The organism is Bradyrhizobium sp. Ai1a-2 (assembly GCF_000426245.1).
In the GTDB taxonomy this organism is placed as follows: Bacteria; Pseudomonadota; Alphaproteobacteria; order Rhizobiales; family Xanthobacteraceae; genus Bradyrhizobium.
On record NZ_AUEZ01000017.1, the window covers coordinates 22,726 to 34,653 of the forward strand.

The window sequence follows — 11,928 nt, forward strand, 5'->3', positions numbered from 1 at the left end:
GCGGCACGGGGACGATCGAGACTAAAGTATGCCCGCTCTATTTTCTCGCCTGCGAGTATGATTTCCTTTGCACGCCGGGGACATGGGCTGATAGCTGCGGCAACAGGGGGCGCAAGAGTTACAATGATGGCGAAGCTCGGTCATTTTGCGATGAGCGAGACATCCACGGCCGTGTCGCGGCCACGTGCGCGGCTGCCGGCTGATACACATTCTGACACAATCGAACCTATCCAAACGAGGAGACCACGCATGAAACGCCTTCTTTCGATCGGCTTCGCGCTCGCCGCCGCGCTCGGCGCGGCTGAGGCCGGCGCCCAGGAGCTGACGGGGACGTTGAAGAACATCAAGGACACCGGCACGATCACGCTCGGCCACCGCGACTCCTCGATTCCCTTTTCCTATCTCGACGACAACCAGAAGCCGATCGGCTATGCGATGGACATCTGCTACAAGATCGTCGATGCCGTGAAGAAGGAACTGAAGTTCGACAAGCTCGAGGTGAAGCTCAACCCGGTGACGTCGTCGACCCGCATCCCGCTGCTCGCCAACGGCACCATCGATCTCGAATGCGGTTCGACCACCAACAACGCCGAGCGGCAGAAGCAGATTTCCTTCACCAACACCCATTTCCTCACCGCGAGCCGCTACGTCTCGAAGAAATCGAACAAGATTAATTCGATCGACGACCTCAAGGGCAAGCCGGTGGTCTCGACCGCCGGCACCACCAACATCAAGCAGCTCACCGAGGCCAATGCCGCGCGCGGGTTGAACGTCAACATCATCCCGGCCAAGGACCATGCGGAAGCGTTCCTGATGGTCGAGACCGACCGAGCGGTCGCCTTCGTGATGGACGATATCCTGCTGGCGAGCCTGGTTGCGGGGTCGAAAACACCCGACGACTACGTCATCTCCAAGGACGCGTTCTCCAAGCCGGAGCCGTACGGCATCATGCTGCGCAGGGACGATCCGGCCTTCAAGAAGGTGGTCGACGCGGCAACCGCCGCGCTCTACACCGGCGGCGAGGGGCAGAAGATCTACGACAAGTGGTTCACGCAGAAGATCCCGCCCAAGGGGCTGAACCTGAATACGCCGATCGCGGCTGAGTTGAAGAACGAGTTCGCCAAGCCGTCGGACTCGCCGGACCCGGACAGCTATAAGTAGGTCTTTGCTCCTCATGGTGAGGAGCGCGTAGCGCGTCTCCGGACGATGCTTCGCATCGCCGGGAGAACCATAAGGCCCCGTCTGTGGCCTCATCCTTCGAGACGCTTGCTGCGCAAGCTCCTCAGGATGAGGGGCTACCAGGCCCAGCGATCATCTCAGATGGCCCGTCCATTGCATGGGCGGGCGCGGACGTATAGCGGAACGGGGAAGCCTTGAACTACCACTGGAACTGGCAGATCTTCTTCGAGCCGAACCCGACCGGCAGCGGCACTTATCTGGACATGCTGCTGTCGGGGCTGGTGCTGACGATCAAGACCGCACTCATGGCCTGGATCATCGCGCTGGTGTTCGGCTCGGTGGTTGGCGTGCTGCGCACGCTGCCGTCGAAGGCGGCGGGCTGGATCGGCTTCTGCTATGTCGAGTTCTTCCGCAACATGCCGCTGCTGGTGCAGCTTTTCCTGTGGTTCTTCGTGCTGCCGGAACTCTTGCCGCGCGCGGCGGGCCTGTGGCTGAAGCAAATGCCCAATGCGCCGTTCTGGACGGCCTCGATCGGCGTCGGGTTGTTCATGTCGGCGCGCGTTGCGGTGCAGCTTGCCGCCGGCATCGCCTCGCTGCCGCGGGGGCAGAAGCAGGCCGCGACCGCGCTCGGCCTGACGACGGCGCAGACCTATCGCTACGTGCTGCTGCCGATGGCCTATCGCATTATCCTGCCGCCGCTGACCTCCGAATTCCTCAATACCGTGAAGAACACCGCCGTGGCGATCACCATCGGCCTGATCGAATTGACCGGGCAGGCACGCGCGATGCAGGAATTCTCGTTCCAGGTGTTCGAGGCCTTCACGGCCGCGACCATCATGTATCTCCTGGTCAATATCGTCGTCGTCACCGGCATGCGCTTCCTTGAGCGCAAAGTCGCGATCCCCGGCTATATCGCGGGGAAATAGCATGTTCGGCAGCTTCGATTTCGACGTCATCCGCCGCTCGCTGCCCTATCTCTTCGTCGACGGCATGACGTTCACGCTGACGCTGACGGCGCTGACGGCGCTGGGCGGGCTTGTGTTCGGCACGCTGATCGCGCTGATGCGGCTTTCGGGCTTCAAGCTGCTCGGCCGCATCGCCGGGCTCTACGTCGATTTCATGCGCTCGCTGCCGCTGGTGCTCGTGATCTTCTGGTTCTATTTCCTGGTGCCCTATATCGGGCAGTGGCTGACCGGCGCTTCGCGGCCGATCAGTGTCGGCGCGTTTGCGTCCTCGCTGATCACCTTCATCATGTTCGAGGCCGCCTATTTCTCCGAGATCATGCGCGCCGGCATCCAGTCGATCTCGCGGGGCCAGCCGGCGGCGGCGAGCGCGCTCGGCCTGACCTACGCGCAGAGCATGCGCTACGTCGTACTGCCGCAGGCGTTCCGCAACATGCTGCCGGTGCTGCTCACCCAGACCATCGTGCTGTTCCAGGACACCTCGCTGGTCTATGTCCTGTCGATCCCGGATTTCCTCGGCGCCGCCAGCAAGGTGGCGCAGCGTGACGGCCGGCTGGTCGAGATGTACCTGTTCGCGGCAGCGGTCTATTTTACCATTTCCTGCCTTGCCTCCTTCGGTGTCCGCCGCCTGCAGGCGCGCATCGCCATTGTCCGGTAGAGCTGGACATGAACCTCAAATTTCGAGACACGGGCTCCTTCACCTCTCCCATAGGGAGAGGTCGAATTGCGCAAGCAATTCGGGTGAGGGGTTTCGCGCCATCGATAGACCTTAACCCCTCACCCGGCGCTGCGCGCCGACCTCTCCCGTTGGGAGAGGCGAACCCGCGTTCGCGGCAAGAGTTGAGCCAGGCATGATCGAACTTCGCCACGTCGACAAATGGTATGGGCCGACCTTTCAGGTGCTCAAGGACTGCACCACCAGCGTCGCCAAGGGCGAGGTTGTGGTGGTCTGCGGCCCCTCCGGCTCGGGCAAGTCGACGCTGATCAAATGCGTCAATGCGCTGGAGCCGATCCAGGGCGGCGAGATCATCCTTGACGGCATCAAGGTCAACGATCCCAGGACCGACCTGCCGAAACTGCGCGCACGTGTCGGCATGGTGTTCCAGCATTTCGAGCTGTTTCCGCATTTGCGGATCATCGACAATCTCTGCCTGGCGCAGGAGAAGGTGCTGGCCCGCAAGCACGATGAGGCGGTGGCAAAGGCCATGAAGCTGCTCGATCGCGTCGGGCTGAAGGAGCACGCGAAGAAATATCCGGCGGAGCTTTCCGGCGGGCAGCAGCAGCGCGTCGCGATTGCGCGGGCGCTGGCGATGGACCCGGTCGCGATGCTGTTCGACGAGCCGACCTCGGCGCTCGATCCGGAAATGATCAGCGAGGTGCTTGACGTGATGGTCGACCTGGCGCGCGAGGGCATGACCATGATGGTCGTCACCCACGAAATGGGCTTTGCCAGCAAGGTCGCACATCGTGTGATCTTCATGGACCAGGGCGAGATCGTCGAGGATGCGCTGAAGGCGGATTTCTTCGGCAAGCCGCGCAGCGACCGCGCGCAGAAGTTTCTGTCGAAGATCTTGCAGCATTGAGCGCTGCACCATCCGCGCTCATTGCGAGCCAACGGGTCGCGCGAACGCGCGCCCGATGACAGGCTCCACGAAGCAATCCATGGTGCCGCAAGCGGAGAAACGGATTGCTTCGTCGCTATCGCTCCTCGCAATGACGGCGTCCTGGACAAGCATAGAAGGTCTATCGGCATTAACGAATTGCGTATAGAAACCTGATCGCATCACCACGTCCGGGAGACTTCGCTTGGAAAAGATCGCTTACGTCAACGGCTCCTTCGTGCCCCTTTCGGAGGCCAAAGTGTCGGTCCTCGACCGCGGCTTCCTGTTCGCCGACGGCATCTATGAGGTAGCCGCCGTGCTCGACGGCAAGCTGATCGACAATGCCTCGCATCTGGCGCGGCTGGAGCGCTCGGTCGGCGAGATCCGCCTGGAGCTGCCGGAAACCATCGCCCGCATTCAGGAAATCCAGAAGGAACTGGTGGCGCGCAACGAACTCGTCAACGGCATGGTCTATCTGGAGGTGACGCGCGGCGCGGATACCGGCCGCGACTTTGCGTTTCCCAAGGGGGTGAGGCCGACGCTGGTGATGTTCACCTCCGAGAAGGACATCGTCGGCGCGCCCTCGGCCAAGACCGGCATCAACGTGATCACCGTGCCCGACATCCGCTGGGAGCGGCGCGACATCAAGAGCGTAGCGCTGCTGGCGCAGGTGCTGGCCAAGCAGGCGGCGGCCGAAGCCGGCGCCGGCGAGGCCTGGATGATCCAGGACGGCAAGGTGACCGAGGGCGGCTCGTCCTCCGCTTTCATCCTGACCCAGGACGACGTCATCGTGACCCGGCAGAACGGCAGCGAAATCCTGCCCGGCTGCACCCGCAAGGCCGTGGTGGCGCTCGCCGAGGAGCGCCAGCTCCGGGTCGAGGAGCGTGCCTTCTCGATCGAGGAGGCGCTGGCCGCCAAGGAAGCCTTCATCACCAGCGCCAGCGTGTTCGTGCAGGCGGTGGTCGCAATCGATGGCAAGAAGGTCGGAAATGGCAAGCCCGGCCCGATGGCGGACCGGTTGCGTGAGATCTACGTCGAGTTCGCCAAGGCGACCGCGGTGTAGGCGTAGTTCGTCATTGCGAGGAGCGTCAGCGACGAAGCAATCCTCCTCTCCACAAGCCGCGGCATGGATTGCTTCGCTTCGCTCGCAATGACGATCCTCGACCAATTTAATGCGCGCCGCCGCCGGCAAGTGCGCCCGGCTTCTTCAGGAGCGCCGCGGCGAACAGGGCGACGATCAGCGCGACGCCCATCACGTAAAAGGTGTCACTGAAGGCCAGGATATAGGCCTGCTTCTGCACGATCCGGCCGACTGCGACGATCGCGCGGTGGGTGGCGTCGGCGTGATCGGCGACGCCATGGCTCATGAAATACTGCGTGAGCCGCTCGATCCGCGTGCGGGTCGCCTGCTCCAGCAGGGAGACCGACTGCATCAGCACGTTGGAGTGATACTGTTCGCGCTTGGTCAGCAGCGTCTGCAATAGCGCGATGCCGACGGCGCCGCCGAGATTGCGCATCATGTTGAAAAGCCCTGAGGCCGATCCGGCGTTCTCGGCCTCGATGCCCGCGGTCGCGACCGCCGACAGCGGCGCCATCACCAGCGCCTGGCCGATGGCGCGCACGATGTTCGGCCAGAACAACTGGTCGGTGGCGTAGTCATTGGTCATGTAGATGTTCATGAAATTGGAGGCTGCGAACAGCGTGAAGCCGACGCCGATGATGATGCGCGGATCGAAGCGCTGCATCAGCCGCGGCACCAGCGGGATCAGCACTAGCTGCGGCAGCCCGGTCCATGCCAGCACCATGCCGATCTGCTCGGCGTTGTAGCCCTGAATCCGTGCCAGATATTGCGGCAGGATGAACACCGAGCCGTAGAGCGCGGTGCCGAGCAGGAAATTGGCCAGCATGCCGAAGCCGAAGTTGCGGCGGAGCAGCAGGCGCAGGTTGAGCAGCGGCTTGTTCGCGGTCAGCTCGATCACGATGAAAGCCACAAGCGCGACCGCCGCGATGACGGAGAGGCGGACGATGAAGGGCGAGCCGAACCAGTCGTCTTTGTTGCCTTCCTCCAGCACGGTCTGTAGCGCGGATAGCCCGATTGCCATGGTGATGATTCCGGGCCAGTCGCCTTCGCGTAAGAGCGAGAGTTTCATCGGCTTGGCGTCCAGCGAGAAATAGAGCATGCCGACCATGATCGCGCCCGGCACCAGGTTGACATAGAAGATGTACTGCCAGCCCCAGTTCTCGGTGAGATAGCCGCCGATGGTCGGGCCGATGGCCGGAGCGAACGTCGCCGACAGCGCGAACAGCGCGAGCCCAATCGGCTGCTTTGCCTTCGGCAGCAGCGTGATGATCAGCGTGAACGCCACCGGGATCAGCACACCGCCGGTGAAACCTTGTACCGCGCGCAGCGCGATCATCTGCGGCAGGTCGTGCGCCAGCGCGCAGGCCCCCGAGAAGACGAGGAACAGGACAGCATTGGTCAGGAGATAGCGGCGGATCGAGAACACCTGCGCGAGCCAGCCGCTCAAGGGGATCACCACGATCTCGGCGACCAGATAAGAGGTCGAGATCCAGCCGCCGTCATCGATCCCGGCGCCGATCGCGCCCTGGATGTCCGCGAGCGAGGCGTTGACGATCTGGATGTTGAGCACCGCCATGAAGGCGCCGAGGTTGGCGCCAACCACCGCGATCCAGATTTTTGCGGGGATGGACGGCACCGCGGCGGGTTTTGGGCTGAGATCCGCTGAGGACGCGGCGTTGAGCGTGGGCTGTAGCGTGGTCATAGGTCTCGTCCGCTAGCGCATGATGAAGCCGAACTGCTTCCGCGATCGACGCTGCACTCCCTCTCCCGCAAGCGGGAGAGGCGAAACTCTAGCCTCCGTTCGGACGCGCCGCGCCGGAGGCGAGCCGGTTCTTGGCTTCCCGCTCAGCCAGCACGGTGGCCTTGGTGTCGACCGTTGGCACCGCCGACATGCCCGGACGCAAGAGGCCCTTCAGGCTGCTATCGTCGAGCACGATCTTCACCGGCACGCGCTGCACGATCTTGGTGAAATTGCCGGTGGCGTTGTCCGGCGGCAGCAGGGCGAATTCGAGCCCGCTCGCGGGCGACAGGCTGTCGACATGGCCGCGGAGCTTGGTGCCGCGGAAGCTGTCGATTTCGACTTCGACCGGCTGGCCGTTGCGCACATGCGTGAGCTGCGTCTCCTTGAAATTCGCCACCACATAGACGGCATCGAGCGGCACCACCGCCATCAACTGCGTACCGGCCTGCACATATTGTCCGACCCTGAGCGAGCGCGCGCCGACGGTGCCGTCGACCGGCGCAGTGATGCGGGTGTAACTGAGGTTCAGCGATGCCTGATGCTCCACCGCGCGGGCGCGATCGAGTTGCGCGACCGCCTTGGCGCGTTCGGTGGTGAGCACATCGACCTTGCGCTGGGCGGCGAGCAGGCCGGATCTGGAATGCTGCAACTGCGCGTTGCTGGCGCGGAGCGCGGCGTCGGTCTGCTGCGCGCGCTGCACCGTGCCGGAGCCGGTCTTCATCAGCCCGTCGTAACGAGCCTGCTCCTCCTGCGCGAATTTCAGATTGGCTTCGGCGGCGGCGACGTCCGCCGTGCCTTGCTCGATGATGGGTTGCTGCAGGGCCAATTGGGCATCGAGGTTGCGCACCGCAGCCTCGGAGGCGTCGACATCGGCGTGGGCCTGGGCGAGGGCGGCGCGGAAATCGCGGTCGTCGATTTCGGCCAGCAACTGCCCGGCCTTGACCGGCTGGTTATCGCTGACCAGCACCTGTGCGATGTACCCCGAGACCTTTGGCGAGACGATCGTGGAGTCTGCCTTCACATAAGCGTCATCGGTCGATTCGAGGTAGCGGCCGGTGGTGAGATAGTCGTAGCCAAAATCGGCAACAGCGGCGACGCCGAGCATGGCGGCCAGCGCCAACGCTGCCCGCCTGATCGCTTGCCGCGACGGGCGCAGGCTTATTTTTTCTTTTGTGTCAGTGACATAGGACGTCGTCGACATGGCTACCCCGCATGCGTCTAGGCGCGCCTTCAGGATAGAAGGCCGCCAAATTCGCTGGGTAGATGCGATGTCTTCAGCGCTGTGATAATCCCGCAAAAACTGGAAGGATTATCCAGTGAGAGCAAACAATCGGGAACTCGCTCATGGACCGGTTGACCAGCCTGACGGCCTTTGTCCGGGTGGTAGATAATGGCGGCTTTTCGGCCGCCGGGCGCCGCCTCAACATGTCCACGACCATGGTCAGCAACCATGTCCAGGCGCTGGAGGACCGGCTCGGCGTGCGGCTGCTCAACCGCACCACACGCAAGGTGAGCCTCACCGAGGCGGGGCGCACTTATTACGACCGTTGCGTCCAGATTCTTGCCGACATCGAGCAGGCCGACGATATCGCCGGCGCGCTGCATTCGACGCCGCGCGGCACGCTGCGGGTCTATACCCATACCCATACGGTGCCGTATGTCGCGCCCGTCGTCGCTGAATTCCTGAAGACCTATCCGGAGGTCAGGGTCGATCTCTCGATGGGCGAGCGCACGGTCGACATGATCGACGAGGGTTTTGACGTCGCCGTCCGCATGGTCCTGCCGCCGGATTCGAGCCTGATCGTGCGCAGCCTCGCCACCTGGCGCCACGTGCTGTGCTGCTCGCAAGATTATCTCGAGCGGCACGGCACGGTGCATGAGCTCGCCGAACTCAGCGAGCGCGATTGCGTCCGCCATGCGAATTATCCGTACCAGGACGAGTGGCGGTTCATCGACCGCAGCGGCGCGCCGGCATCGGTGAAGGTGTCCGGCCGGTTCATCACCAACAGCGGCGAGGCGCTACGCATGGCGGCGCTTGAGGGGGTCGGCATTTGCCTCGCCGCAGGGTTCATGGTTCACGGCGATCTCGAAGCCGGACGGCTGGTCCGCCTGCTGCCGGAATACCGGCCCGTCGAACTTTCGCTGAACGCGGTCTATCCGCACCGCCATCATCTGTCGGCGAAGGTGCGGACCTTCATCGACATGCTGGTGAACCACAGCGCCGAGCAGCGGAAGCTGATCGACCCCTATTCGTGAGTGGCGTTGGTCCGTAGGATGGGTAGAGCGAAGCGAAACCCATCATTATACACGATGAGGGATGATGGGTTTCGCTTCGCTCTACCCATCCTACAGGCCTACAACTTTTCATATTTGCCCGTTGGCGCGTTATTGTTCGCTACGAGGTTATGGCGCAGCGCGCCGCAATCCAATAAATTGGCGGTGACCAGAGGGCAGGAGGGAGCAGCATGTTTGCGCTGAAGCGGGTGTCATTGTGCCAAATGATGACGCCGCTTGCCGTAATGCTCGCCTGCCTGATCGCGCCGCTGCCGGTTGCCGCCTTCGGACCGCCGCCGAATGCGCCGCTGTCGATGGAGAAACTCGCGCGCCTCGACGACTTCCTCACCGAGCAGAGCGCGACCGGAAAGATTCCCGGCGTGGCGCTGCTGATCCAGCGGCATGGCAAACCGATCTATTTCAAATGCTTCGGCAAGCGCAATGTCGAAGCGAACATCGATATGACCGCGGATACGATCTTTCCGTTGCATTCGGTGACGAAGACGGTCACCAGCGTGGCGGCGATGATCCTGATCGACCGCGGCAAGATCGCGTTGGATGATCCCGTCAGCAAATACATCCCGTCTTTCGCCAACATGAAGGTCGGCGTCGAGCGCAAGGACGAGTCGGGCCGTCCGGTGCTCGATCTGGTGCCGCTGGTCCGTCCGGTCACGATCGAGGATCTGTTGCTGCACACTTCGGGCATCACCTACGGCTTCTATGGCTCGGGGCTGGTGAAGGCGGCCTATGACGGCATCTATCTCGGCGATTTCGACAATGCCGAATTCGCCGAGCGGATCTCGAAGCTGCCGCTCGCCGAGCAGCCGCGCACGCTCTGGGACTACGGTCATTCGATCGATGTGCTCGGCCGCGTCATCGAGGTCGCATCGGGACAATCGCTCTATGAGTTCGAGAAGACGGCGCTGTTCGAGCCGCTCGGCATGACCACGACCAAGTATTTCCTGACCGATCCGGCGGAGCGCGCCCGCTACGCGCGGCGGCTGCGCAGTGACGAGCGTGTCGAGCGCAATCCGCTCGACGTCACGCGTTGGGAATCCGGCGGCGGCGGCCTGGTGTCGACGGTTGCCGACATGGCGCGTTACGGCCAGATGCTGCTCAATGGCGGCACGCTGGATGGCAAGACCATCCTCAGCCCGAAAACCTTCAAGGCGATGACGACCGACCACATTGGTCCGGGATCGGGCGTTGCCCGCAACTATTTCTATTATCCGGGCGACGGCTTTGGCTTCGGCTACGGGTTCGGGATCCGCACCGATGCCGGCAATGCCGTGCCGCCTCCGCCGGGCTCGCCCGGCGAGATCAAGTGGGACGGTGCGTCGGGGGCCTATATCGTCATCGACCCGTCGCAGGACATGTTCTTCGTGCTGCTCTTGAACGCGCCCTCCGGACGGTGGCACGTTGAGGTCAATGTCAAGAAGATCGTGTACGATGCGTTCGAAAAGTGATCGAACAGAAATCTGATCCGGAACGGCCCCGATGCTGCGCAAGACCGATGGAACCGATCAAAGCGCAATCGCGACGACCCGCATCGTTGCGCTCGACCGCGCGCGCACCTTCATCATTCTGTTGGTGCTGATCCACCATTCGGTGGTGAACTACACTCATTTCGGCAGCGGCGACAAATCGCGCTGGCTCGGCTTCGACCTGGTCGTGTTGTTCAACGACAGCTTCTTCATGGCCTGCATGTTCCTGATCTCCGGCCTGTTCGTGCACGACAGCCTGACGCGCCGGGGAGGGGCGAATTTCATCGCGGCCCGCGCCTGGCGGCTCGGCATTCCCTATCTGGTGTCGATCTTCGTGCTGATGCCGGTGGCCTATTATCCGACCTTCCTGCGCTATCATCTGCCTGGTACCACCGATTTCAACTTCTTCCATTTCTGGTGGCACACGCTCACCATCGGTCCCTGGCCGTCGGGACCGGCATGGTTCCTGTGGGTGCTGCTCGCGCTCAATATTCTGACCGTCGTCGTGTGGTCGCTTGGGCCGCGGCTGCTCAAGGGCTTGGGGCTGGCGATCTTCAGCCTGCGCGACCGGCCCATGACGGCGTTTCCCGCATTCCTGGTGGTCTCGCTGGCCTCCTACGTGCCGATGCGGCTGATCTTCGGCGACGCGAGCTGGCTCGAGCCGGGCGGCTATCCGTTGCCGATCCAGACCAGCCGCATACTGCTCTATGCCACCTATTTCTTCACCGGCGTCGGCATCGGCATGGTCAACCTGCGTATGGGCATCTTCGCGGAGGACGGCGAAGTCGCGAAGCGCTGGTCGTTGTGGTTCGGCTACGCGCTGGCGTTCTATGGCGCGATCCTGTTCCTGGTCTACGCCCACCACAACTGGGTCGATTTCGACAACCCGCCCACATGGTGGGAGGCGGCTTACGCCTTTGCCTTCGCGCTGTTCAGCGCGGCGATGGCGTTCGCGCTGCCGGCGACCTTCCTGCGTTTTGCGAAGGTCAAATTGTCCCTGCTCGACGCCATACAGCCGTCCGCCTATGGCATCTTTCTCCTGCACTACATCTTCATCATCTACCTGCAGTACCTGGTCTACGACCCTGCCTGGCCGGCCGGCGTGAAAGCGGCGATCGTGTTCGCCGGCACGCTTGCAGCAAGCTGGGCACTGACGGTGGCGCTGCGCAGGATCCCGATCGTCGCGCGGATGATTTAGGCCGTAGTCGCGTAGCCTGGGTGGAGCGCCAGCGTAACCCGGGACAGGTCTCCCCGCGGCGCAAAGATTTCCCGGACGCTTCACCTGGGCTACGAGCGCTCAGGCCCACTCGCGCAACGCAGCAATGCTGAAATGTGCTTGGTTCAGCAACGATCCACTGGTTACAGCGTTCCCAGTCACGAGCCGGTGCGTGGTCGCCGGCGAGCCTGGAGATAAAGTCCCGGATGTGGATGTTGTTGCTGCTGCCGTTCGTCGGCCTGTTGTGGGTGCCCTTCTATAACTTTATGGAACCGTCGCTGTTCGGCTTTCCCTTCTTCTACTGGTATCAGCTCGCCTGGGTGCCAATCACTTCATTCCTGATCTGGCTGGTGTATCGCAGCCGCAAGCCTGACGAAGCCTGAGGAAAGC

Annotated in this window: 11 protein-coding genes; 9 read left to right on the top strand and 2 right to left on the bottom strand. The window is 62.8% G+C overall.

Features of this window, described 5'->3' with window-relative positions; translation table 11 throughout:
- The first annotated feature begins 249 nt into the window (after positions 1-249).
- The 5 genes from K288_RS0113945 (at position 250) to K288_RS0113970 (ending at position 4,805) form a co-directional block, all read left to right on the top strand.
- The gene (locus K288_RS0113945) at positions 250-1,161 is read left to right on the top strand and encodes an amino acid ABC transporter substrate-binding protein (protein ID WP_027580116.1); all 912 of its coding nucleotides are present in this window, start codon (positions 250-252) and stop codon (positions 1,159-1,161) included.
- A 212-nt stretch (positions 1,162-1,373) separates the two neighbouring features.
- Positions 1,374-2,105: an amino acid ABC transporter permease gene (locus K288_RS0113950; RefSeq protein WP_027580117.1), complete on the top strand. Its 732-nt coding sequence runs from the start codon at positions 1,374-1,376 to the stop codon at positions 2,103-2,105.
- Between the two features lies 1 nt (position 2,106).
- Positions 2,107-2,799 (top strand): ABC transporter permease subunit, encoded by a 693-nt coding sequence (locus K288_RS0113955; RefSeq protein WP_027580118.1) that lies wholly within the window; start codon positions 2,107-2,109, stop codon positions 2,797-2,799.
- A gap of 193 nt (positions 2,800-2,992) precedes the next feature.
- Positions 2,993-3,724, top strand: a complete 732-nt coding sequence (locus K288_RS0113960; protein WP_027580119.1) for an amino acid ABC transporter ATP-binding protein — start codon at positions 2,993-2,995, stop codon at positions 3,722-3,724.
- A 223-nt stretch (positions 3,725-3,947) separates the two neighbouring features.
- The gene (locus K288_RS0113970) at positions 3,948-4,805 is read left to right on the top strand and encodes a D-amino-acid transaminase (RefSeq protein ID WP_027580120.1); all 858 of its coding nucleotides are present in this window, start codon (positions 3,948-3,950) and stop codon (positions 4,803-4,805) included.
- Positions 4,806-4,911: 106 nt separating this feature from the next.
- Here K288_RS0113970 and K288_RS0113975 read toward each other — a convergent pair whose 3' ends face one another.
- Complete coding sequence (locus K288_RS0113975) at positions 4,912-6,525, bottom strand: MDR family MFS transporter (RefSeq protein ID WP_027580121.1); 1,614 nt, start codon at positions 6,523-6,525, stop codon at positions 4,912-4,914.
- Between the two features lie 88 nt (positions 6,526-6,613).
- Positions 6,614-7,765 (bottom strand): HlyD family secretion protein, encoded by a 1,152-nt coding sequence (locus tag K288_RS0113980; RefSeq protein WP_027580122.1) that lies wholly within the window; start codon positions 7,763-7,765, stop codon positions 6,614-6,616.
- Between the two features lie 143 nt (positions 7,766-7,908).
- Between K288_RS0113980 and K288_RS0113985 the strand changes: the two genes are divergently transcribed.
- From K288_RS0113985 to K288_RS50535, 4 genes are all read left to right on the top strand, one after another.
- Positions 7,909-8,820 (top strand): LysR family transcriptional regulator, encoded by a 912-nt coding sequence (locus K288_RS0113985; RefSeq protein WP_027580123.1) that lies wholly within the window; start codon positions 7,909-7,911, stop codon positions 8,818-8,820.
- Positions 8,821-9,029: 209 nt separating this feature from the next.
- Positions 9,030-10,304: a serine hydrolase domain-containing protein gene (locus K288_RS0113990; protein ID WP_027580124.1), complete on the top strand. Its 1,275-nt coding sequence runs from the start codon at positions 9,030-9,032 to the stop codon at positions 10,302-10,304.
- Between the two features lie 31 nt (positions 10,305-10,335).
- On the top strand, positions 10,336-11,520 hold the full coding sequence (locus K288_RS0113995) for an acyltransferase (protein ID WP_027580125.1): 1,185 nt from the start codon (positions 10,336-10,338) through the stop codon (positions 11,518-11,520).
- Between the two features lie 224 nt (positions 11,521-11,744).
- Positions 11,745-11,921 carry a DUF3311 domain-containing protein gene (locus K288_RS50535; protein WP_027580126.1) on the top strand — a complete coding sequence of 59 codons (177 nt, stop codon included), beginning with the start codon at positions 11,745-11,747 and terminating at the stop codon, positions 11,919-11,921.
- Positions 11,922-11,928 lie beyond the last annotated feature (7 nt).

Bases quoted from the DNA above. Each gene is read 5' to 3' on its own strand.
- K288_RS0113945 (WP_027580116.1), top strand. From the start codon at position 250: ATGAAACGCCTTCTTTCGATCGGCTTCGCGCTCGCCGCCGCGCTCGGC.
- K288_RS0113955 (WP_027580118.1), top strand. From the start codon at position 2,107: ATGTTCGGCAGCTTCGATTTCGACGTCATCCGCCGCTCGCTGCCCTAT.
- K288_RS0113960 (WP_027580119.1), top strand. From the start codon at position 2,993: ATGATCGAACTTCGCCACGTCGACAAATGGTATGGGCCGACCTTTCAG.
- K288_RS0113975 (WP_027580121.1), bottom strand. From the start codon at position 6,525: ATGACCACGCTACAGCCCACGCTCAACGCCGCGTCCTCAGCGGATCTC.
- K288_RS0113980 (WP_027580122.1), bottom strand. From the start codon at position 7,765: ATGTCGACGACGTCCTATGTCACTGACACAAAAGAAAAAATAAGCCTG.
- K288_RS0113985 (WP_027580123.1), top strand. From the start codon at position 7,909: ATGGACCGGTTGACCAGCCTGACGGCCTTTGTCCGGGTGGTAGATAAT.
- K288_RS0113990 (WP_027580124.1), top strand. From the start codon at position 9,030: ATGTTTGCGCTGAAGCGGGTGTCATTGTGCCAAATGATGACGCCGCTT.
- K288_RS0113995 (WP_027580125.1), top strand. From the start codon at position 10,336: ATGCTGCGCAAGACCGATGGAACCGATCAAAGCGCAATCGCGACGACC.
- K288_RS50535 (WP_027580126.1), top strand. From the start codon at position 11,745: ATGTGGATGTTGTTGCTGCTGCCGTTCGTCGGCCTGTTGTGGGTGCCC.